The sequence below is a fragment of the Bifidobacterium pseudocatenulatum DSM 20438 = JCM 1200 = LMG 10505 genome, assembly GCF_001025215.1.
Lineage (GTDB): Bacteria > Actinomycetota > Actinomycetes > Actinomycetales > Bifidobacteriaceae > Bifidobacterium > Bifidobacterium pseudocatenulatum.
Window position 1 is genome coordinate 670,359 of the sequence record NZ_AP012330.1, and the last position, 21,151, is coordinate 691,509.

Sequence of the window (21,151 nt, forward strand, 5' to 3'; positions counted from 1 at the left end):
GGGCTTTCCTGTCCATTGAACGGCAAGCCATTGGCTTGCGAAGATAGGGGAGACCATGAAGCGAATCGTCGCGGGCATTCTGGCGCATGTGGACGCGGGCAAGACCACGTTGTCGGAGGCGCTGCTGTACGCTACCGGCCAAGTACGCAAACTCGGCCGCGTCGACCACGGCGACGCCTTCCTCGACACGGACGCCATGGAACGGCAGCGCGGCATCACCATCTTCACCGAGCCGGCCGTCATCGCCACGCCCGACCTCACCATCACCCTGCTCGACACTCCTGGACACGTCGACTTCTCCGCCGAAACGGAACGTACGCTCGCCGTGCTCGACTACGCCATCCTCGTCATCTCCGGCGCGGACGGCATCCAAGGCCATACCGAAACGCTGTGGCGACTGCTCAATCGCTATCAGGTGCCCACATTCGTCTTCGTCAACAAAATGGACTCGCCCGGCGCCGACAAAACGCAACTGCTCGCCCAACTCAAGAAACGCTTCTCGGACGGCTGCGTCGACTTCACCGAGCCGATTGACGGCGAACGCATGGAGGAGATCGCCATGCAAAACGAAACGGCCATGGACGCGTATCTCGACACCGAAACCGTGCCGGACGAAACCATTCGCGCCATGATCGCCCGCCGTGAGCTGTTCCCCTGTTATTTCGGATCAGCGCTGAAAATGGACGGTATAGAACAGTTCGTCGCAGGTTTCGAACGGTTCGCGCAAGAGCCGCAATACAATGGCGAATTCGGCGCACGCATATATAAGGTGTCTCATGACGCGCAAGGCAACCGTCTGACCTGGCTCAAGGTGACCGGCGGCGAACTGAAGGCCAAGATGATGCTAAGCGGCACCGCGCACGCCGGCGACGCGGATGTGGTTGCCGAAGACGGCCAATGGCATGAGAAAGCCGACCAGGTGCGCGTCTATTCCGGCGCGAAATCCACCACCGTCGACACGGTCCCCGCAGGCACCATCTGCGCCGTCACGGGTCTGACGCAGACATTCCCCGGCGAAGGCCTCGGCATGGAGCGGGACGCCGGCAGTCCGGTCCTCCAGCCGGTGCTCACGTACACGCTGGAACCGGGGGAGTGCGACATTCACAAATGTCTCGTCGCCCTACGCGAACTGGAGGACGAGGATCCGCTGCTGCACGTCGTCTGGCAGTCTCGCCTAGAGGAAGTGCACCTGCAGTTGATGGGCGCGGTGCAGCTGGAGATCATCCAGCAGATCATGCACGACCGTTTCGGCCTGGACGTCACGTTCGGACCGGGCAGCATCCTGTACAAGGAGACGATCGCCGCGCCGGTCGAAGGCATCGGCCATTTCGAGCCGTTGCGTCACTACGCCGAAACGCATGTGCTGCTCGAACCGCTGCCGCAGGGCTCGGGCATGGCATACGCCACCGTGTGCAGCGAGGACGTGCTCGACCGCAACTGGCAGCGCCTCATCATGCAGCATTTCCAGGAACGCGAGCATCTGGGCGTGCTCACCGGCTCGCCGATCACCGATATGAGAATCACGCTGCTGACGGGCCGTGCGCATCTGAAGCACACGGAAGGCGGCGATTTCCGCCAAGCCACCTACCGCGCGATACGCCAGGGCCTGATGGAAGCGAAGAAGAAGGGCGATTGCCGTCTGCTTGAACCTTGGTACGGCTTCCGTCTGGAAGTGCCGCAGGACATGGTCGGACATGCGATGGCCGACATCCAGCGCATGTCGGGCACGTTCGACACGCCTACCGGCGACGGCGAATATATGGTGTTGAACGGCACGGCGCCGGTATCCGAAATGCGTGACTATGCGATGGACGTGAACGCGTACACGCACGGCCGTGGCCATTTAAGCTGCGTGTTCGCCGGCTACCAGCCGTGCCACAATGCCGACGAGGTGATCGAGAACATGGCTTACGATCCGGAATCCGACCTGGAGAACACGCCGGATTCGGTGTTCTGCGCGCATGGCGCCGGCTATCCGGTCAAATGGTACAAGGTCCCCGAATTCATGCACCTCGACTACGCCTGGCACGGCGAAGAGGCGTAAAACATGTAGATAGGCTGCCGACGCCGGACTGTGCAAAGTTCCGCGTGTCGGCAGTTTTTTTTTATATAAAAAACGCGAGTGGAGTAGATGTGTGAGAAAAAGAAAACCCCACACGAGGTGGGGCTTGGTGGAGCGGACAACGGGACTCGAACCCGCGGTCTCAACCTTGGCAAGGTTGCGCTTTACCAACTAAGCTATGTCCGCAAAGAACTTCCGCCGTGAGAAGCGGAAATTCAGTGGGTGATATAGGAATCGAACCTATGACCCCTTCCGTGTGAAGGAAGTGCGCTAGCCGCTGCGCCAATCACCCGTGGGATAATTCCACCGGTTTCCCGGCTTCGTTACCCGCTTCGCGTGGGCGATACAAGATTCGAACTTGTGACCCCTTCCGTGTCAGGGAAGTGCGCTACCTCTGCGCCAACCGCCCGAAGCGAGTGCTAACTTACGTGGATTCTCGGCGGAATGCAAATCGTCGGCGTGTCGCGATGGTGTTGCGAGGGGTGACTCGCCGTCAATTAGCGATCGAAACCATTGGAATTTCCATGGTTTTTGCGTCTGGATCGGACTTGACGAACGATTCTTCAGAAGGGGATTGCGTCAACGGCAAGCGCATCTGATGCCATGCCACATTGCCGTGCGTCGAAGCAGACATGCCTTCGTCCACGAATCCCAGGCGGGCGTAAAATCCGACAAGACGTTCCTTACAAGTCAGCACAATGCCTTTGCGTCCGGCAATCGTCGAATCAAGGATCACACGACGCAGCAGATAGCTGGCGCAACCGCGATGCTGGTAGACGGGAGCCACGTCCACGCCGAAAATCATCTGCCAATCACCCTGCTCGTCATGCATGGAAACATCCTCATACATGACGTCGGCCAAGTCCTTTTCGTTGGTCGTCATACCGTTGACGAAACCAACCAATGTGCCGTCTTCCACAGAAGCTGGGAAGCAGGCATCGTCATCGGCATCAGTGTTGATCAAAAGCCAGAAATGTTCCGGATATGTGGCGACGCGTGCAGTCAGGCTCTCGTTCGTTGCGGCCTCCGCAGGTGGGAAACAGGCAGCCTCCACAGCCTCAATCGCGTCCAAATCCTCCATCGTTGCATGTCGAATGAGCATGTGCATACTCTCTCGCAAGGTATACCCAATCTTCACATTTCAATATGGGCGAACAGTGGAAACGCCAGCGTGCAATACTGTGAAAGGATCACCGGACGTATTGTCGGAAGCTGATAAACGCTTATATGAAAAACCGATAACGACGTGGCCTGTTCCGCGATTGTTGCGCGGTACGATGGGGCGCATCCACGGCGAAAGCCTGGAAAAGCCTGAAAAGGTTCCGAGGGATCCGTAGAGCATTCGAAAACCTAAAGAGAAAGATGGGAGGCGCGTGTGTTCGATTGGACATTTGTGACGCACTACGCGCCGTTCTTCGTCAGCGGCGCGGAGATGACGCTGTTCATCTCCGTGTTCGGCATCGTGCTTTCGATCGTGGTCGGACTTATCTGCGCAAGCATTGAAATCGCGCGCATTCCAGTGCTGAAGCAGATCGTGCGCGTCTACATCGAACTCAGCCGTAACACGCCGTTGTTGGTGCAACTGTATTTCCTGTATTTCGGTCTGCCGAAACTTGGCGTCGTCTGGTCCGCGGAACAATGCGCGATCGTGGGACTCGGATTCCTTGGCGGTTCGTATATGGCCGAAGCGATGCGCGGCGGCCTCGAAACCATTCCGACCGTGCAGCGCGAATCCGCGTATGTGCTGGGCCTAAGCCAATGGCAGACGTTGAGCCGCGTGGTGATACCGCAGGCCATCAGCACGTCCATTCCGGGCATTGTGGCCAACGTGATCTTCCTGATCAAGGAATCGTCCGTTGTGTCGGCCATCGCGCTCGCCGACGTGATGTACATGGCCAAGGATCTGATCGGCATGTATTACAACACGTATGAATCGTTGTTGATGCTGGTTGTCGCATATCTGGTGATTCTGCTGCCGATCTCATTGTTCGGCACTTGGCTGGAACGGAGGTTCGACTATGAGCGGCGCTGAGATTCTGCTCGAGCCGGGCGTGTTTCCGCGCCTGTTACAGGGCCTGTGGGTTACGGTGTGGATCGCCGGTGTGTCGGTGGGTCTTTCCGTGCCGGTTGGATTGGTTGTCGGCTGGCTGATGACGATGAAAAATCCTGTCATTCGTGTGTTGACCAGGATTTATTTGGATTTCATTCGCATCATGCCGCAATTGGCGTTGCTGTTCATCGCGTTTTACGGTTTCGCCCGTGCGTGGAATTGGAATTTGGATGCGACCGGCGCATGCGTGTTCGTGTTCGTGCTGTGGGGCGGCGCGGAATTGGGCGATTTGGTGCGTGGCGCGCTTGAGTCGATTCCGAAAGCCCAGTATGAGTCCGCGTATGTGCTTGGGTTGAGTGGCTGGCAGACGTTCGTCACAGTGATTCTGCCGCAAGCGTTGCGTAGGCTTCTGCCGGCTTCGGTGAATCTGGCGACACGAATCGTGAAAACGACGTCGTTGGCCGTGCTTCTCGGCGTGGTCGAGGTCATCAAAGTGGGTCAACAGATCATCGACGCGAACCGTTTCCAATACCCGACCGGAACCTTGTGGATCTACGGGGTGATTTTCTTCATGTACTTCATCGTGTGCTGGCCGCTGTCCATCGTGGCCCGCCGACTGGAAAAGAGGTGGTCGCATGACTGATGCAGCGGGCAAGCAGACTCAGGCAGGCCAGGCAAGTCTTGGGATTGCGCATTTGGTCAAGCAGTACGCCAATGCCGACAGGCCAGTGCTGAACGATATTTCGTTCGACGTGCCGCATGGCAAGGTGTTTGTGATTGTTGGGCCTTCCGGTTCCGGCAAATCGACGTTGTTGCGCACCATCGCAGGCCTTGAGCCGATTCAGGGCGGCACCATTTCGCTCAACGGCGAAGTGATCGAAACGGGCAAGCCGGGCACTGAGTCCGCTGGACGCAGCAAGCGCAGCAGCGAACTACGCACCCGCGTTGGCATGGTGTTCCAAAGCTACGACCTGTTTCCCAACAAAACCGTGCTTGGCAACATCACACTGGCGCCGACCTTGGTGCAGAAGCGAGATAAGGGCGAAGTCGAGCAGGAGGCGATCAGGCTTCTGGAACGCGTCGGCCTTGCCGACCGCAAGGATTCCTGGCCGCACGAGCTTTCCGGCGGCCAGCGTCAACGCGTGGCCATCTGCCGTGCGCTGATCCTGCATCCGGAAGTGCTGCTGTTCGACGAAGTCACCGCCGCGCTCGATCCGGAAATGGTGCGCGAAGTGCTCGACGTGATGCTCGAACTCGCCGATTCCGGCCAGACCATGCTCATCGTGACGCACGAAATGCAATTCGCGCGAGCCATCGCCGACCAGGTGATCCTGCTTGAAGATGGCGGCATTGTGGAACGGTCCGACGATGCCGAACGATTCTTCACCAATCCGACCACCGAACGTGCCAAGCAGTTCCTGCATACGTTTGAATTCGATCGGCATCGTAAATCAGCCGAGCAATCCGAACGGTCCGAGCAGTAGCGCGAAATAGCGCGAATCGGCGAAACCCAAGATTTTGATAGCAGTTATCTTTGCAAGAGAGGAGAAACCATGACCGCATCAATCATCAACAAAACATTCAAGAGCATCGTGGCCGCATCGGCCGCGTTGATCATGGCAGCCTCCGTGGCTGCTTGCGGTCCGTCCGCGGCCACTCCGAGCGACGAAGGCTCCACGGGTAGCGATTCCAGTTCCAGCAGCAGCGCCACCGCCCGCACTCTGGATGAGATCAAGAAGTCCGGCAAGCTCAAGGTCGCCGTGTTCTCCGACAAGGCTCCGTTCGGCTACGTCGACAAGGACGGCAACTATGCCGGCTACGACGTCTACTTCGCCGAGCGCTTGGGCAAGGATCTTGGCGTAGACGTTGAATACACCTCCGTTGACGCCGCCGCCCGAGTCGACGTGCTCACCTCCAACAAGGTCGACATCACGCTGGCCAACTTCACCGTCACCGACGAGCGCAAGGAGAAGGTCGACTTCGCCAAGCCGTACATGAAGGTGGCGTTGGGCGTCGTTTCCCCGGAAAACGCCGAAATCACCGACGTTGACCAGCTCAAGGGCAAGACCCTGATCGTGACCAAGGGCACCACCGCCGAAACCTTCTTCGAGAAAAACTACCCCGACATCAAGCTGCAGAAGTACGACCAGTACGCCGATGCCTACAACGCGCTGCTCGACGGCCGTGGCGACGCCTTCTCCACCGACAACACCGAGGTGCTCGCATGGGCCAAGTCCAACAAGGGCTTCAAGGTCGGTATTACCGAACTGGGCGATAAGGACACCATCGCTGCCGCAGTGCAGAAGGGCAATAAGGAATTGCTTGACTGGATCAACGACGAAATCGACAAGCTTGGCGATGAAAACTTCTTCCACAAGGATTATGAGGAGACACTGAAGCCGGTGTATGGCGACGAAGTCGATCCTGATGAAATCGTGGTCGAAAAAGGTGTGGTCGACTGATAACTAGTTAATCAAACTAAATATTTTGAACCTTCCGTCGCTTCAGGCGGAAGGTTTTTCTATATTCACATAATCATATTTACATACAAATATATGATTGCTGATAACGCTATATAAAAAACAATTATTACGATTCGCGCCTTCCATAAAAAGCGTATATAGCCACGCCGATGTTGCCATGTTGTTTTTCCGATATCTTGTGATTGTCGGCTTGAAAAACAAGCGAGATGTTTTACGAGAGAGGAGCGCGGAACATGAAGTACGCAGTGATCGGTGCCGGCGGAATGGGCATCCAGTACGGTGTGCTGCTGCAGGAATTCGCGCACAAAGACGTCGACTTCGTCGATACATGGAAGCCGAACGTCGAGAAGATCCGCGAGCAGGGCGGTGCCTACGTGTCGCAAGACGGTGAAGACCGCCATCTCGTGCCGATCAACGTGTACTATCCGGAGGAATACGCCGGCCAGCCGGACGTGTGGATCGTGTTCCTCAAGCAGATGCAGCTTGACGGCGTGCTCAAGCGCTGCGCCCATCTGTTCAATGAGAAGCAGATCGTGTTCTCCGCCATGAACGGCTATGGACACTTCGAAAAGCTCAACGAATACTTCTCCACAGACCGCATTTACGGCGGTACCGCACTGATCGGTGCCTACGTGTACGGCCCCGGCGATTTCAACTTCACCGGCGGAGTACATGCCAAGGCCATGAACCTGTGTGCCTACGCGGATGATGTGACTGACGAGGTGCGCAAACACGAGCAGGCGCTGTACGAGGATTTCGTAACGGCCACGCTCAACCCGACCATCGTGGACAACTTCATCGGCATGTGCATGGCGAAAATCGTATTCAACTCGGTACTGAACACGCTGTGTACCATGTACCAGATTCGTTTCGGCGAATTCCATGCGCATCCCGACGCACGCTGGCTCACCGAACAGCTGGTCGATGAAGCCTACAGTGCGGCCGAAGCAGCCGGATACCAACTGTTGGGCACGCGCGAAACGGAAGTCGAAACCATTCTGCACACCGCGGGCGTGGCACATCCGCTGCACTATCCGTCCATGTATCAAGACCTGACCAAGGGACGTCCAACGGAAGTCGACTACATCAACGGCTATATCGCCAAAGTCGGACGCGAGCATGGCTACGAATGCAAGCTGCACGAATTCCTAACCCGCGAAGTGCATCTCGCCGAACAAGCCTTCGCCATCCACAATCCAGACATCGTCGCACAGGCCAAAGCCGACGTCGAAGCCAGTAAGCCGGTAACGGAATAATCGTATTTTTTCAAAACAAGTAGGAGAGGGAAAACAACCATGACCATCGCTATTTTCAAGAAGCCGAACGGCATCAAACGAATCGTTGCAGCAGTACTTGCCGCTGCAACACTTATTTCCGTTGCGGCATGCGGTTCCGGCAACGGCGCATCCGCATCCAAGGAAAGCCTGAACACCACGAAGGGCAAAACCACCACAATCACCGTCGGCGTGTGCGCAGGACCATACGGCGACATGGTCGACAAGGTCATCGCGCCACTGCTGAAAGATGACGGTTTCAAACTGAAAACCAAGCTGTTCAACGATTATGTGCAGCCCAATCAGGCACTTGCATCTGGTTCCATTCAGGCGAATCTTTTCCAGCATGGCAATTATCTGAAGAAGTTCACCGCCGACAACAATCTCGACCTGACCGCCCTTGGACAGACCCCAACCCTTGGCCTGGGCATCTATTCCAACAAGTACAAGTCCATCGATGACATCGAAGACGGAGCTACGGTCGCAATCGCGAACGATGGCTCTAACCTGGCACGTTCTCTCGGCGTGCTCCAGCAGCAGGGTCTGGTGACGCTCAAGGGCGAAGTCGATGCCACCAAGGCCACGGTCAACGATATCGCATCCAATCCGAAGAACCTCAAAATCAAAACGATCGATGCTGCACAGCTGGCCCGTTCCTTGGACACCGTTGATGTGGCTCTGGTGCCGGGCAACTACTCTTGGGCTGCTGATCTGAAGCCTGCCGACGCGCTCGCCATGGAAAAGCAGGATGATGGCGTGATCGAAGTGTTCGTGGTCCGTACCCAGGACGTCGATTCCGACTTCGGCAAGGCCGTCAAGAAACTGCTCGTCAGTCAGAAATTCAAGGACGCCATCGCCAAGAGCGAGTTCAAGGATTTCGGCAAGCCGACCACTTGGTGACCGCTGCAGCGCGGCGATAGGTAATATGCAAAGACCCGTATGAATTGGGAAACTCATACGGGCTTTATGCAAACGAGATTCATCGAACGAAACGTATCGAACGAAACGTATCGAACGAACGTAAACACGTACTTGAACGGAATGAGGAACGAACCATGAGCGTTATTGAACTCAACGACGTGTCCGTGACCTTTCATGAAGGCGGACGAACCGTCGAAGCGGTCAAACATGTGAACATCAGCGTGGAAAAAGGCGAAATCTTCGGCATCGTGGGCTTCTCCGGAGCAGGCAAATCCACGTTGGTGCGCACCATCAACCTGCTGGAACGACCGACGGGCGGTCATGTGGTGATCGACGGCAGCGACATCACCGCACTCAAAGGCGGTCAGCTGCGCGACCTGCGCAAGAAAATCGGCTTTATTTTCCAAGGATTCAACCTGATCACCAATGTCACGGTCGGCAAGAACATCGAATTCGCGCTGAAAGCCGGCGGATATCCGAAAGCGCAATGGTCGGCACGCATCCGCGAACTGCTGGCACTGGTCGGTTTGGAAAACAAAATCGACAGCTACCCGTCAAGCCTGTCGGGCGGGCAAAAACAGCGTGTATCCATCGCACGTGCGCTCGCCAACAAGCCGGAAATCCTGCTGTGCGATGAAGCTACCAGCGCACTTGACCTGGAAACCACGGAAGGCATTCTGGCGCTTCTGCAACGCATCAACCGCGAACTGGGCATTACCATCGTGTTCATCACGCATCAGCTTGACGTGGCGAAGCAGATTTTCGACCGAGTGGCCGTTATGGAAAACGGTGTGGTAGTGGAGCAAGGCAACACCTTCGACGTGTTCAGCACGCCGAAGCATCCGACCACCAAAGCGTTGGTGGAATGCTATCTGGGCATTGCGGTGCCGCCGCAGCTGGTGCCGTCGCTGCCGGCCGGCACCATCGTGGAACTGCGATACAAGGGGGATGCGGCACTCGAACCGCTCATCAGCCGGGTCGCGCAGGATTACGGCGTGAGCATCGACGTGCTGCATGCGAATGTGGAGTATTTCGGTTCGCAGGCCATCGGCATTCTGATTGTGCTCGTTTCTGGCGCGGGGGAGCCGCTGGTGCAGGCGTTGAATACGTTGAGAACGCATGTGTTCAGCTATCGGGAACTTGATCGTGGGCAGCTGGTTGTGGCCGCCGAAGCTGCGGATAATCAGGAGGCGTGAGAACAATGGAAGAAACTCTGGAAATCCTTCAAGACAATCTCGGTCAGGCGTTGATCGACACGGCATACATGGTTGTGGTGTCGGCGATTATCGGCGTGGTGTTGGGCACGTTGGTGGCGTTGCTGCTGTATTTGACCGAAAATCGTTTGTTCACGCCGAATCATGCGTTGAACGTTATTGTCGGTTTCATCGTCAACGCGATTCGTTCGCTGCCGTTCCTGATTCTCATGGTGGTGCTTATTCCGGTTGCGCAATTGATTCTGGGTGATCCTTACACGCCGACAGGTGGCGCAATTTCCCTGTCGATCGCCGCGGTGCCGTTCTTTGCGCGAATCGCGGAAAGCGCGTTTTCCGAAGTTGATCCGGGCTTGCTTGAAGCTGCCATCTCCACTGGTGCCACCACACGCCAAATCATTGTGGATGCGGTATTCCCTCAGGCCTTGCCGTCGTTCATTCGTGGTGTGGTGCTCACCATTATTTCACTGATTGGCTATTCCGCAATGGTCGGAACGATCGGCGCTGGCGGCATCGGCGATATGGCCATTCAATACGGCTATAACCGTTACGAAACCGGCGTGCTCGTCGTGATTGTTATTATTCTGATCGTCATTGTGCAGATCATTCAATGGATCGGCGATTGGTTCGCACGCAAGGTGACGCACTGATGGTTGCGTATATGCGTGAATGTGCGCATATACAGTCGCACGATGATAGAGAGGGTTGATGAATGACTTCGTATGTTTCTCCTGTTGCGTTCACTACGGTGGCGCAGTCGATTCCGCCGAATGTGTTCGCCGATATGGATCGCAAAGTGGCTGCCGCGGTTGCGGACGGGGCCGACGTGATCGACCTGGCCAAAGGCAATCCGGATGCGTTCCCCGCTGACTTCATTCGAGAAGTGGCCAAAAAGGCGGTTGACGATCCGGCCAATGCCCGTTATTCGCCGTTCGATGGCAAGCCGAGTTTTCTGCAGGCTGCCGAACAGTGGTATCGCAACACGTATGGTGTTGAGGTTGATTGGAAAACACAGCTTTTTGCCGTGGAGGGCGCGGTTGATGGTCTCGCGGCGCTGTTCGCCGTGCTTGTTTCGCCGGGCGATGCTGTGGCATATGCGGATCCGTATTACCCCTCGTATCATTGCATGACGGTGATGAGCCGTGCCGAGGAGGTTCTGCTGCCGTCACTGCCAGAGCGCGGCTTCCTGCCGGACTTGGATGCGGTGCCTGCGCAAGTGTGGAATCGTGTGAAAGTGCTGGTGCTCAACTATCCGAACAATCCGACGGGTGCGCAGGCTCCGCGTGGGTTTCTGCAACGTGCCATCGATTTGGCTCATGAATATCATTTCGCGATCGTGCAGGATTTCGCTTATGCGGGATTGGGGGTCGATGCGCAGCAAATCAGCATACTGTCGCTGCCGGGTGCCTTCGATATTGCGGTGGAAGTATGCTCGCTGTCGAAAATGTATGCGATGGCCGGCTGGCGTGCCGGTTTCATCGCGGGCAACGACGACATTGTGTCTCATGTGAAGCAGTACCACTATCAAATGGGTTCCATGGTTACGTCCAGCATTCAAGACGCGGGCACTGTGGCACTGCTGTCGGATCAGAGCTGTGTGGCCGAACTTGCGGAACGGTATGCGTCTCGTCGCGAAATCGTGGCAGGCGGATTGCGTGAAGCCGGACTTGATGTTTTCGATTCAGACGGTGGCATCTACGCTTGGGTGCACGCTCCTGAAGATCAGACGGGTGAACAATTTGCCGACACGCTGCTGGAACGTGCGGCCGTCGCCGCGCTGCCGGGCACGTGTTTCGGCAAAGTAGGCAAGGATTACGTACGATTCAGCCTGCTTAAATCCGAGGACCAGTTGCGTGAGGCTGTGCGCCGGGTGACTGCTGTGCTAGCGTAATTTTTCCTACGTAGCCTTTTTGCATGGATGAGCGATTGCGTGCTTGCGCAATCGCTTTTCCTATTTTCCTCCGATTGTTTGCGATCGTCTTTCGATCGGTTGTGGACGTCCCATCCTCCAATTGCCATCGAAACGTCTTTCCCTTAGGAAACCGACACACGCTCCTTATGCAGGCGACGTTTTTGCGATTGCGGTGCGGTGTCTTGCATCTCCGCCGTTTGATAGCTGCTTACAGGAAAATGTTATGGCGATTCGCGCGTTCTATAGCCAACGTTGATAAGGCGCGGCGCGCGTTGAAACGCAGGATGCGGTTTAGTGGGTACCAGCGACCGCGTGAATGGCACGCGGCAATGAACCACAACCCAAGGGGGTGCACATCATGACCAGATTCAACACTCAGTTTGTCCACGGACTGCCGGTCAACGATAACAACACCGGAGCCGTGAACCCGCCGACTACGAAGCGCTTGATGCCGCTGTTTCCGGGCACTCCGCCAAGGGACCCGCGCATGGTTGTCCGGCGAAGGCCGTGTATTTCGAAGTTCTTACCAATCCGTTGCTGCAGGTCAACAATGTGACGAAGATTGCTGAAATCGCTCATCGCTATGGTGCGATTTCCATTGTCGACAACACATTCGTTACCCCGTATCTGCAGCTGCCGCTCGACCAAGGTGCCGACATCGTCATCCATTCCGCTACCAAGTATCTGGCCGGCCATTCCGAAGTCAACGCCGGTCTTGTGGTGGTCAAGGACGACGGGTTGGGCAAACGTGTCTACTTCGCGCAGAATCGTTTGGGTGGCGTGCTTGCGCCGAACGAATGCGATTCGGTGCGTCGTGGTATTCAGACGCTCGCCCTGCGCATGGACCGCCAGCAGGAGAACGCGCGTGCGATCTCCAGCTATCTGTTGCTGCATCCGCTGGTAAAATCCGTGCATTATCCGGGATTGTCGGGGCATGAGTATGAGATTTGGACATTGTTCAGGAAGTTGCGGATGAGGTGACGGTAATGAAAGACGGCCATCTTGTCGAATATGGAGCTGTCGGTTCCGTGTTACGACACCCTAAAGATGCGTATACGAAGATGTTGCTTGAGGCATCGCCTAAATTTGATGAGATTAATGCCTCGTAAGGAGTGATTTTATGATTGACAATGCGGCAATTGATTTCTATGGAGCCGACTGGTGCGGCGACTGCCATCGAGCCAAGGCAGCACTAGACCGTTTCGGGGTCGCCTACAGCCTTCATGATATCGAGCATGAGGATGGTGCTGCAGAGAAGGCCATTGCGATCAGCGGACAACAGCACATTCCCGTGATTCGGTTCGCCGATGGCTCATGGCTGGTGGAGCCTTCGGCCACGCAGTTGCAAGCCAAATGCAAGGAACTCGGCCTGATCTGATTCAACATTGCGTATGCCATCTCACGAGTCGGACAAGGAGAATTGTCTCCTGTTCGGCTCGTAGACGTATGTGGGTCGGCTTCCGGACGGTCGATGTCCGGCTTCCGAATGGACTTTGCCCAACTCGCGGACATTGTCTGCACGTGATTGCATTCTTTGGTAAGTTTTTGCTTGGGTTCGGCAATGGTTGCAGAACCTACGGAAAGCCGTCAATCAACAGGCTTTCGAGAGAAAACCAAAGAAGGGAGTAATGTCATGCCGTTCCTTATTACGCTCCTTGTCATTGCACTTATCGTCGCGTTCCTGTTCCTGTCCACGTTGTTTATCGTGCCGCAGCAGCAGGCCTATATTATTGAGCGTTTCGGCAAATTCAACAAGGTGCAGTTCGCCGGCATTCATATTCGAATCCCGTTCGTGGACCGTATCGCCATGAAAACCAACATGCGCGTCAATCAGCTTAATGTGCAGTTGGAGACCAAGACGCTTGACAATGTGTTCGTCACGGTGGTGGCGTCCACTCAGTTCCGTGTTGACCCGAGCAATGTGGCCACCGCATACTATGAGCTGCGTGATCCGGCTGGTCAGCTGCGTTCCTACATGGAGGATGCGCTGCGTTCCGCCATTCCTGCATTGTCTTTGGACGATGCCTTCTCCCGTAAGGACGATGTGGCTTTTGACGTACAGAAGACCGTCGGCAACGAAATGTCCCGCTTCGGTTTCACTGTGGTCAAGACGCTGATCACTGCCATCGATCCGAGTCCGCAGGTCAAGAACGCCATGGATTCCATCAACGCTGCCCAGCGCGAGAAGGAGGCCACCCGTCAGCGCGCCGAAGCCCAGCGTATTCAGATCGAGACCCAGGCGGCAGCCGAGGCTGAGAAGACCCGTCTTCAGGGTGAAGGCCAGGCCAACTATCGTCGTGAGATCGCCAATGGTATCGTCGACCAGATCAAGAGTCTGCAGGCAGTCGGCATGAACGTGAACGACGTGAACAATGTGGTGTTGTTCAACCAGTATCTCGACACCATGCGTAATCTCGCCTCGTCGCAGAATGCGAAGACGGTGGTGTTGCCGGCTTCGACGCCTGGCGGTTTCAACGAGATGCGCGACCAGATCACCCAGGCCATGATGTCCGCGGACGAAGCTGCGAAATAGTCGCAAAATAGCCGTGCCGATGCTCTGCATCGATGACAAGATGACCTTCGTATTCGTGTTGTGCGAATTCTTGCGCCAAAGTGCTTTTTCCAACACGTCGTGCTCCCTCAATAAGCATGGCGCGCTTGCCATTCGACTGGCTTTTCCAAGCCATGAGTGTTTGATATGTCTTGCGCCTGAAGAGCATGGTGTACTCCTTGAAAATTAAGGCATTTACACGAAATGCAGAGTAAGGACAGCGCGTTTTATACACGAAATGCAGAGTGTCGATACGGGGCGAGGATGTTTCGCTGACGTTCCAGAGGCATGAAGAATCCCTCCTTTCGAGACGGCCGCTTATATGTGACGGAGAGCGCGGCGGTGAAAGGAGGGATTATTGTTTGGCGCGTTGCCGTACCGCAACGCACGTCTATGTGATTGGCCTGTCGGCAATGACCGTGTTTTGCGCACGCATGTCATACGTTTCGGCGTATGTCACGCCATGCTGACAAGACCTTCCTTGGAGTTTGAATTCGGCAGTGAGCAGTTCATCGCATGTGATTCAAGCAGGTGAAGCTGTTTCTGCAGGTCCATGACTTTCTTTTCCAGCCATTTGATGGTCATGGCTTGGGTGATCACCAGCAGATCGCGCTGCCCGGAATCGGATTTGTTTGCCAACGTCTGTGCTTCAAGCATGATTTTCGGATCGGCTTTCCAACGGGCGATCGCGCGTTCGATGCGCTTGCCTCCCATGATTTTCGGATCAAGACCTGCGCTGGCGAAAATACTGGTAGGACCGTTGCCGCGCAGATATTGCGCCATGCAACGCACCTGAAATTCCTTCGAGTACGTGATGCGGTCCATGGAAGCTCGCTCTACCGCGGGCAGGGTGTTCAGGTAATACACCTCGGTTTGAGTAAAACGACGACGCATGATGGTTCCCCTTGTGTGATATGCGGATGACGCTTCCGACAACGTCATCCGAATGTCTGCCTCGTTGTTTTCATTCTATTTTTGCGAGATTCGGGGATTTTGCCGTCTGGCACGAAACGAAGTGTTTTTGGCACGAAACGAGAAAACCACCCTAGTTAGGGTTGCTTTAGGAGGATGTGAGACGGGGTCTGTGCTTCTCGGGGTGTTCCCCTAAGGGATGCAGGGAACTGGAAAACGGTATAAACTCGGTTGTGGGACAGACGTATTGACGCCGTGTGGGGGAGGGCAACGAAGACTATGACAGATCATGAAGGGCAAGAGTCGATGGCGGGGACGCGCAGGCCCATCATCGAAGTCAAGAATCTGCGTAAGGAATATCCGGTGCTCGACGAAACCGTCGTGGCGCTGGAACGCATCAATCTCACCATTCCGCAAGGGCAGATCTGCTGTATCTACGGCGAATCCGGTTCTGGCAAATCCACTCTGCTGAACCAGCTAGCAGGTATGGAAAAACCGACCAAAGGCGGCGTGCGCATCGGGGGAGTGCCCATTTCTCGGTTGAATGAACGGCAATTGGCGGAATTTCGGCAAAAACATCTTGGTTTCGTATTCCAGTCATACAACCTGCTTCCCAATCTGACTGCCGTGGAAAACGTGGCAATGCCGCTGATGTTCCAAGGCATGCCGAAAAACAAGCGTGAGGCAATCGCCAAGAAAATGCTGAAACGAGTAGGGCTCGGCAAACGCATGAACCACTACCCGACGCAAATGTCGGGCGGACAGCAACAGCGTGTCGGCATCGCGCGAGCGTTCGCAGCCAGACCGCAAGTCGTATTCGCCGACGAACCGACCGGCAACCTCGACTCCAAAACCAAAACCGACGTGATGAACATGATCTGCGCGTTCGCTCGCGACCTCGACCAAACCATCGTGCTCGTCACCCACGATGACAATATGGCGCAATATGCCGACCGTATCGTAACGCTACTTGACGGACGCATCATCGATGACCGTCTGATGAACAACGCGTGACGGCAGAGAAGAGAAGGAAATTCCATGAGTAACAGCAACCATTCCGCAAAATTCATCAACATGCTCATCGCATTGATGGCGTCCATCGCCATCGCGCTGACCTGCATTGTGCCGACGGCGCTCGCCGAAGACGGTGATGGCACTGACGACAACAACGGCGGCTCCACCGTGCAGCCGGCCGGTCCGGTGCCGAACATCATCATCACCAACTTCACCTATGGCGACGGTTCCGTGGCGGTCGGCACGAATTTCGATCTTGGCTTCACCTTCCAGAATATGGGCAAGGTCGCGGTCGGCAATATGGTCGTGACCGTTGATGGCGGCGAGAATTTCGCCATTTCCGGCGGTACGAACACGTTCTACTACGATTCGCTGTGGGCGGGCTATTCCCTGACCCAGACCGTGCCCATGCAGGTGCTGTCGAGTGCGAAGAACGGCGCGCAGGGCATCGATATCAACTTCAAATACGAGTATGTCGATGGCGGCACCCGCAATTCCAACACTTCGGATATCAAGATTTCCGTACCTGTTTCGCAGCCCGACCGTTTCGAACTGGGCGATCCCGTGCTTCCAGACGCCATCAATGCGGGCGAGGAATCCACCATTTCCATGGAATACGTGAACAAGGGCAAGGGGGATGTATCCAATGTCGAAGCGTCCATCGAGGGTGACGGCATCACCGCCACGCAAGCCACGCAGTATATCGGCAATGTGGCGTCCGGCGCTTCTGGTTCCATCGGATTCGCTTTCACTGCGGATGCGGCCGGCGAATATGATGCCAAGCTGAAGGTGACGTACGAGGATGCCGACGGCCAGCAGCAGACCAAGGAATCGCCGGTGAAGATTACGGTGTCTGAGGCTCCGGCTCCCGCCGATCCCGGTATGGATGTTGACCCGCAGGAAAATCAAGGCATTCCGACTTGGGTGTGGATTGTCGTTGCCGTGGCTGTCGTTGCCGTGATCGCCATTGTGGTTGTGGTGGTTGTGCGTCGCCGCAAGAAGGCGAAGAAGGCTGCCGAGGATGACGATTGGGATTGGGATCCCTCCGATTCGCATGCAGGTGCTGATGATGGTGCGGCTAATACGGCTGGTGCCATTGACGCGCCGACCCAGGTGATTGATTCCGTGCCCTCCGCCAAGGAGTGAGCATGCGATTTTCGGATATTGCACGTTCATGCACGCAGAATCTGCTGCGTCGCAAATCGCGTACGATTCTTACGGTACTTGGCGTGATCGTCGGCTGCTGTTCGATCGTGCTCATGATTTCCATTGGCCAAGGCATCAACGAACAGAACGAGCAGATGCTCAAAAACATGGGCAACCTGAACGACATCACCGTATATGCGGACGGCGGAGGTTCACATTCCACGGCAACGTCATCCAGCGTGAGCGGTGCCGACGGCGAACAGGCGAAACTCGACGATGACGCCGTGCAGAATTTCCGCAGCATTGCCGGTGTGGCCGGAGTGCTTCCTCAGAAAACGATGTCATACAGTGTGGATGCCGCGCAAGGAGCTGGCTCCCGGTACGTGTCGCAATATGTCAACGTGGTGGGAGTCGACGCCACGCAATTGGAAGAATCCGGCTATAAATTGGCCAGCGGACGTCTTCCGATGCGTGCCGGCGAAGTGTTGGCGGGCAAATCCTTCGTGTATTCGTTCTACGACAAGTATGCGTCAGATCCGAGCAATCATCGTATAGAAGCGGGCGGTTATTACTGCGATGAGCACGGTTGCGCCCAATCCGAAGGCGAAGACCCGTTCTTCGATATGCTGAACTCCAAAATCACGTTGATTACCGGAGCCAACTATCAAAGTCCCGACGACTACCACAAGGTGGGCGGCGGATCCGTGGCGCCATCCGATTCCGGCAGTGGTGAGAGTCCCACCATTACCATGCCATACACGGTGGTGGGTGTCATTGATTCCTCCGCCAACAACTATGATGCGTTCACTTCCGGCATTGTGATGAGCATCGACGATATGAAAACGTTGAACGCCAAAATATCGGGGGACACCAAGGCCAACACGTCGAGCAAGGTCGTTTACGATCAGGTACTGGTGCACACCCAAGACATCAAAGACGTTGCCGACGTTGAAGTGCAAATCAAGGGCGCCGGTTATCAGACTTCCTCGTTTGAGCAAACGCGTAAGGAGATCGAAAAGCAGTCGCGGGGCATCCAGTTGGCTTTGGGCGGCATCGGCGCGGTGTCGTTCTTCGTTGCCGCGATTGGTATTGCCAACACCATGATTATGTCGGTGTCGGAACGTACGCGCGAAATCGGCATTATGAAGGCTCTTGGCTGCTATGTGCGCGATATTCGCATGATGTTCCTGTGCGAGGCTGGTGCGATCGGCCTTGTCGGCGGTGTGATCGCTTGCTTGATTTCCGCGATTGGTTCGATAGGCATCAATATGGCGTCTTTGGGTGGATTCAGCATTGAGAATATCGGCAAAGCGATTATGGGCGGCGACGATGTGACTCGCATTTCGGTGATTCCGTGGTGGCTTTTTGTGGTGGCCATGCTGTTTTCGATCGCCGTTGGTGTGGTAGCAGGTTTCGGCCCGGCCAATAAGGCTGTGAAGATTCCCGCTTTGGATGCCATCAAGAATGATCAGTGATTGCTGATTACAGATCGCTGATTTATAGATTGGCGGGGAATGGTCCACAGATATACCGATCATTCCCGCCAATTCGCTTATGTATCGATTATTCGCTGAGAATACCGCGGATTCGAGAGACGATGGTTTCTGAAGTCAATCCGTAACGTTCGTTAAGCTCGCCAAGAGGCACTCGGTCGGTGAACTCTTTGGCTGCGCCGAAATTCAGCACACGAACGTGAGAAGCCTTGGTATTACTGGAATTGGCATAAAATGCGGTGACTTTCTCACCCCATCCGCCTTCTAGCTGGCCATCTTCCAACGTAACAACCAAACGATGCCCATCGGCAAGCATCGCCAGTAATTCGGCATCCATCGTGGAATATTGCAATGCGTCAACAAGCGTTGCGGTAATCGCAGCATGTTCTTCATCATTTTCGGCCAGTGCCGACGTAATTTCGGCAGCCAACGGCATGGTATTGCCGAGTCCAAGAATCGCCACATCCCTGCCGGGCTGAACGATCTGATAGCGGGCGAACGGGCATGCTCCGGCAATATTGACGGCTGGATCATGCTCTTCGGCACGCTGCAACGGGTCGAACGCCATATCGGCGGCACGTTCAAGTGCGAGAATCTGCTCGCCGGGCATACGAATCGCCACTACGCCATGTCCGGACGGGCCGGTAGCCCAAGCCAACATGTCAAGCATCTGTTCGCCGCTCGCGGGAGCCAAACAGGTCACGTCGGGAACATTGGCGAACATCGTCATATCGAATGTGCCCGAATGCGTATTGTCCGCGCCGGAAATTCCCGCGCCGAAAATCAGCAGCGTGGCGGGAACATGATTCAATGCCAACTCTTGCTGCAGCTGGTCGAACGTGCGTTGGAAGAACGTGGCGGAAGTCGCAAGCACCGGGCGTCCGCCAGCCCTGGCGATACCCGCGGCGAATGCGGCGGCATGTTCTTCCGTGATACCGGTATCGACGTAGTGGGCGCCGGCACGTTCACGAAAATCTCGGGTGATGCCATTCGATCCGGGGGTTGCGGGGGAGATGACCACCAATCCCGGCTCATTGTCGAAACGACGTTCCAGCGATGCCATGGCCATTTCGCCATAATATTTGCGTGCGTCGAGCGGTTTGCCGAGCGAGGCCTCCGGATCCTGCCAATGGTTGGCCTCGCATTGGCCCGCATGAGGTTGAGGATTGGTCTGATTGCAGCCATCCGAACCATTGTCGGCTTCCGTTTCGTCATTGAAGCCCAAGCCTTTGGTGGTGTGGATATGCACTACGATCGGGTGGTCAATGTCTTTGACCTCGTTCAGTACTTCCACCAGCGCGTCAACGTCATTACCCTGCTCCACATAGCGGTAGTCCAAGCCGAATGCCTTGAACAGATTCAGTTCGGCCATGCCATTCGACGTACGCAACTTGGCAAGCTGCCCGTACATACCGCCGAAATCCTCAGCGATCGACATTTCGTTGTCGTTGACGATGATGATGAGATTACCGCCCTGTTCGGCCGCATTGTTCAGCCCCTCGAACGCAATGGCCGAACTCAGGGATCCATCGCCGATAATGGCGATAACATTGCCGATAGTGCTTTCGCCGGCGGCGCCGCGCTGCATATCGCGGGTTTTGGCAAGACCGCAGGCCAGAGAAATCGAAGTGCCGGTATGGCCGAGCACAAAGGAATCATGTTCGCTTTCCAGCGGATTCGTGAAACCGGTCACTTCATCAAAACGAGATTGGTCCAAGTATGCTTCGGCGCGGCCGGTAAGCATTTTGTGCACGTAGCTTTGGTGCGACACGTCGAAAATGAAACGGTCGCGGGGCGAGTCGAACACGCGGTGCAATGCCACAGTGAGCTCCACCACGCCAAGATTCGAGCCGATATGCCCGCCATGTTTTTTGCCGTAGTCGAGCAGCGTGGCGCGGATTTCGAGGCATAGATCGCGTAATTGCTGGGCTGAAAGGGCATGTACGTCCGCCGGAGTGTGAATCGAACTCAAAATGCCAGCGGTCATCGTGCGCAATCACCCTTCCCTACGATCAGTGCAACCAAGTGCGAAATCATATCCCACTGTATGCCCCGACGAGGGTGTTTGCGGGCAAAGGAGCGCAAAGTCTTCTCAACTTGAGGCACAATAGAGGTGTTTGCA

At 55.8% G+C, this 21,151-nt stretch carries 19 protein-coding genes, 3 tRNA genes and 1 pseudogene; 16 read left to right on the plus strand and 7 right to left on the minus strand.

Going from position 1 to position 21,151, the window contains the following annotated elements; genetic code table 11:
- Positions 1-55: 55 nt before the first annotated feature.
- Positions 56-2,044, plus strand: coding sequence for an elongation factor G (locus BBPC_RS02745; protein WP_004219610.1), 1,989 nt, complete (start codon positions 56-58; stop codon positions 2,042-2,044).
- A 128-nt stretch (positions 2,045-2,172) separates the two neighbouring features.
- Here the strand turns inward: BBPC_RS02745 and BBPC_RS02750 are convergent.
- The 4 genes from BBPC_RS02750 to BBPC_RS02765 all read right to left on the minus strand — a co-directional run bounded on the left by BBPC_RS02750 (position 2,173) and on the right by BBPC_RS02765 (position 3,164).
- Positions 2,173-2,248, minus strand: a tRNA-Gly gene (locus BBPC_RS02750).
- A gap of 33 nt (positions 2,249-2,281) precedes the next feature.
- Positions 2,282-2,354: transfer RNA gene (locus tag BBPC_RS02755), tRNA-Val, on the minus strand.
- A 45-nt stretch (positions 2,355-2,399) separates the two neighbouring features.
- A tRNA-Val gene (locus BBPC_RS02760) sits at positions 2,400-2,471 on the minus strand.
- A gap of 84 nt (positions 2,472-2,555) precedes the next feature.
- Complete coding sequence (locus BBPC_RS02765) at positions 2,556-3,164, minus strand: GNAT family N-acetyltransferase (protein ID WP_226555485.1); 609 nt, start codon at positions 3,162-3,164, stop codon at positions 2,556-2,558.
- A gap of 273 nt (positions 3,165-3,437) precedes the next feature.
- Between BBPC_RS02765 and BBPC_RS02770 the strand changes: the two genes are divergently transcribed.
- From BBPC_RS02770 to BBPC_RS02825, 12 genes and pseudogenes are all read left to right on the plus strand, one after another.
- A complete protein-coding gene (locus BBPC_RS02770; RefSeq protein ID WP_004219607.1) occupies positions 3,438-4,094 on the plus strand; it encodes an amino acid ABC transporter permease in 657 nt (218 codons plus the stop codon).
- On the plus strand, positions 4,081-4,755 hold the full coding sequence (locus BBPC_RS02775) for an amino acid ABC transporter permease (protein WP_004219606.1): 675 nt from the start codon (positions 4,081-4,083) through the stop codon (positions 4,753-4,755). The genes BBPC_RS02770 and BBPC_RS02775 overlap by 14 nt, the downstream gene beginning before the upstream one ends.
- Complete coding sequence (locus BBPC_RS02780) at positions 4,748-5,596, plus strand: amino acid ABC transporter ATP-binding protein (protein ID WP_004219604.1); 849 nt, start codon at positions 4,748-4,750, stop codon at positions 5,594-5,596. Before BBPC_RS02775 ends, BBPC_RS02780 begins: the two co-directional genes overlap by 8 nt.
- 69 nt (positions 5,597-5,665) lie before the next feature.
- Positions 5,666-6,574, plus strand: coding sequence for a cysteine ABC transporter substrate-binding protein (locus BBPC_RS02785; RefSeq protein WP_004219603.1), 909 nt, complete (start codon positions 5,666-5,668; stop codon positions 6,572-6,574).
- Positions 6,575-6,828: 254 nt separating this feature from the next.
- Positions 6,829-7,851, plus strand: coding sequence for a ketopantoate reductase family protein (locus tag BBPC_RS02790; RefSeq protein ID WP_033524267.1), 1,023 nt, complete (start codon positions 6,829-6,831; stop codon positions 7,849-7,851).
- Positions 7,852-7,890: 39 nt separating this feature from the next.
- Complete coding sequence (locus BBPC_RS02795) at positions 7,891-8,769, plus strand: MetQ/NlpA family ABC transporter substrate-binding protein (RefSeq protein ID WP_004219599.1); 879 nt, start codon at positions 7,891-7,893, stop codon at positions 8,767-8,769.
- Between the two features lie 155 nt (positions 8,770-8,924).
- On the plus strand, positions 8,925-9,986 hold the full coding sequence (locus tag BBPC_RS02800) for a methionine ABC transporter ATP-binding protein (RefSeq protein ID WP_004219598.1): 1,062 nt from the start codon (positions 8,925-8,927) through the stop codon (positions 9,984-9,986).
- Between the two features lie 5 nt (positions 9,987-9,991).
- Positions 9,992-10,651 (plus strand): methionine ABC transporter permease, encoded by a 660-nt coding sequence (locus tag BBPC_RS02805; RefSeq protein WP_004219596.1) that lies wholly within the window; start codon positions 9,992-9,994, stop codon positions 10,649-10,651.
- A gap of 62 nt (positions 10,652-10,713) precedes the next feature.
- Positions 10,714-11,892 carry a pyridoxal phosphate-dependent aminotransferase gene (locus BBPC_RS02810; RefSeq protein ID WP_004219595.1) on the plus strand — a complete coding sequence of 393 codons (1,179 nt, stop codon included), beginning with the start codon at positions 10,714-10,716 and terminating at the stop codon, positions 11,890-11,892.
- Between the two features lie 453 nt (positions 11,893-12,345).
- A pseudogene (locus BBPC_RS02815) lies at positions 12,346-12,846 on the plus strand (PLP-dependent transferase); the annotation flags it as partial.
- A 187-nt stretch (positions 12,847-13,033) separates the two neighbouring features.
- A complete protein-coding gene (locus BBPC_RS02820; RefSeq protein WP_004219588.1) occupies positions 13,034-13,291 on the plus strand; it encodes a mycoredoxin in 258 nt (85 codons plus the stop codon).
- 255 nt (positions 13,292-13,546) lie between these two features.
- On the plus strand, positions 13,547-14,446 hold the full coding sequence (locus BBPC_RS02825) for an SPFH domain-containing protein (RefSeq protein ID WP_033524268.1): 900 nt from the start codon (positions 13,547-13,549) through the stop codon (positions 14,444-14,446).
- On the opposite strand, the gene BBPC_RS09765 is transcribed toward BBPC_RS02825, so the two are convergent.
- Both BBPC_RS09765 and BBPC_RS02830 read right to left on the minus strand, forming a co-directional pair.
- On the minus strand, positions 14,406-14,633 hold the full coding sequence (locus BBPC_RS09765) for an AAA family ATPase (RefSeq protein ID WP_072043341.1): 228 nt from the start codon (positions 14,631-14,633) through the stop codon (positions 14,406-14,408). The genes BBPC_RS02825 and BBPC_RS09765 overlap by 41 nt on opposite strands.
- Positions 14,634-14,920: 287 nt before the next feature.
- On the minus strand, positions 14,921-15,358 hold the full coding sequence (locus BBPC_RS02830) for a hypothetical protein (protein ID WP_004219580.1): 438 nt from the start codon (positions 15,356-15,358) through the stop codon (positions 14,921-14,923).
- Positions 15,359-15,655: 297 nt separating this feature from the next.
- On the opposite strand from BBPC_RS02830, the gene BBPC_RS02835 reads away from it, so the two are divergent.
- Genes BBPC_RS02835 through BBPC_RS02845 form a run of 3 tightly spaced genes read left to right on the plus strand, consistent with a single transcriptional unit; the run spans position 15,656 to position 19,011 of the window.
- A complete protein-coding gene (locus BBPC_RS02835; RefSeq protein WP_004219579.1) occupies positions 15,656-16,390 on the plus strand; it encodes an ABC transporter ATP-binding protein in 735 nt (244 codons plus the stop codon).
- Between the two features lie 24 nt (positions 16,391-16,414).
- Positions 16,415-17,536 carry a COG1361 S-layer family protein gene (locus BBPC_RS02840; RefSeq protein ID WP_004219577.1) on the plus strand — a complete coding sequence of 374 codons (1,122 nt, stop codon included), beginning with the start codon at positions 16,415-16,417 and terminating at the stop codon, positions 17,534-17,536.
- 2 nt (positions 17,537-17,538) lie between these two features.
- Positions 17,539-19,011 (plus strand): ABC transporter permease, encoded by a 1,473-nt coding sequence (locus tag BBPC_RS02845; protein WP_033524269.1) that lies wholly within the window; start codon positions 17,539-17,541, stop codon positions 19,009-19,011.
- An 88-nt stretch (positions 19,012-19,099) separates the two neighbouring features.
- Here the strand turns inward: BBPC_RS02845 and BBPC_RS02850 are convergent, their stop codons facing one another.
- The gene (locus tag BBPC_RS02850; RefSeq protein ID WP_004219574.1) at positions 19,100-21,016 is read right to left on the minus strand and encodes a 1-deoxy-D-xylulose-5-phosphate synthase; all 1,917 of its coding nucleotides are present in this window, start codon (positions 21,014-21,016) and stop codon (positions 19,100-19,102) included.
- Positions 21,017-21,151 lie beyond the last annotated feature (135 nt).

What these genes read in the sequence shown, in the direction of transcription:
- BBPC_RS02745 (WP_004219610.1), top strand. Translation starts at nt 56, where the DNA reads ATGAAGCGAATCGTCGCGGGCATTCTGGCGCATGTGGACGCGGGCAAG.
- BBPC_RS02765 (WP_226555485.1), bottom strand. Translation starts at nt 3,164, where the DNA reads ATGCTCATTCGACATGCAACGATGGAGGATTTGGACGCGATTGAGGCT.
- BBPC_RS02775 (WP_004219606.1), top strand. Translation starts at nt 4,081, where the DNA reads ATGAGCGGCGCTGAGATTCTGCTCGAGCCGGGCGTGTTTCCGCGCCTG.
- BBPC_RS02780 (WP_004219604.1), top strand. Translation starts at nt 4,748, where the DNA reads ATGACTGATGCAGCGGGCAAGCAGACTCAGGCAGGCCAGGCAAGTCTT.
- BBPC_RS02785 (WP_004219603.1), top strand. Translation starts at nt 5,666, where the DNA reads ATGACCGCATCAATCATCAACAAAACATTCAAGAGCATCGTGGCCGCA.
- BBPC_RS02790 (WP_033524267.1), top strand. Translation starts at nt 6,829, where the DNA reads ATGAAGTACGCAGTGATCGGTGCCGGCGGAATGGGCATCCAGTACGGT.
- BBPC_RS02795 (WP_004219599.1), top strand. Translation starts at nt 7,891, where the DNA reads ATGACCATCGCTATTTTCAAGAAGCCGAACGGCATCAAACGAATCGTT.
- BBPC_RS02800 (WP_004219598.1), top strand. Translation starts at nt 8,925, where the DNA reads ATGAGCGTTATTGAACTCAACGACGTGTCCGTGACCTTTCATGAAGGC.
- BBPC_RS02805 (WP_004219596.1), top strand. Translation starts at nt 9,992, where the DNA reads ATGGAAGAAACTCTGGAAATCCTTCAAGACAATCTCGGTCAGGCGTTG.
- BBPC_RS02810 (WP_004219595.1), top strand. Translation starts at nt 10,714, where the DNA reads ATGACTTCGTATGTTTCTCCTGTTGCGTTCACTACGGTGGCGCAGTCG.
- BBPC_RS02820 (WP_004219588.1), top strand. Translation starts at nt 13,034, where the DNA reads ATGATTGACAATGCGGCAATTGATTTCTATGGAGCCGACTGGTGCGGC.
- BBPC_RS02825 (WP_033524268.1), top strand. Translation starts at nt 13,547, where the DNA reads ATGCCGTTCCTTATTACGCTCCTTGTCATTGCACTTATCGTCGCGTTC.
- BBPC_RS09765 (WP_072043341.1), bottom strand. Translation starts at nt 14,633, where the DNA reads ATGCTCTTCAGGCGCAAGACATATCAAACACTCATGGCTTGGAAAAGC.
- BBPC_RS02830 (WP_004219580.1), bottom strand. Translation starts at nt 15,358, where the DNA reads ATGCGTCGTCGTTTTACTCAAACCGAGGTGTATTACCTGAACACCCTG.
- BBPC_RS02835 (WP_004219579.1), top strand. Translation starts at nt 15,656, where the DNA reads ATGACAGATCATGAAGGGCAAGAGTCGATGGCGGGGACGCGCAGGCCC.
- BBPC_RS02840 (WP_004219577.1), top strand. Translation starts at nt 16,415, where the DNA reads ATGAGTAACAGCAACCATTCCGCAAAATTCATCAACATGCTCATCGCA.
- BBPC_RS02845 (WP_033524269.1), top strand. Translation starts at nt 17,539, where the DNA reads ATGCGATTTTCGGATATTGCACGTTCATGCACGCAGAATCTGCTGCGT.
- BBPC_RS02850 (WP_004219574.1), bottom strand. Translation starts at nt 21,016, where the DNA reads ATGACCGCTGGCATTTTGAGTTCGATTCACACTCCGGCGGACGTACAT.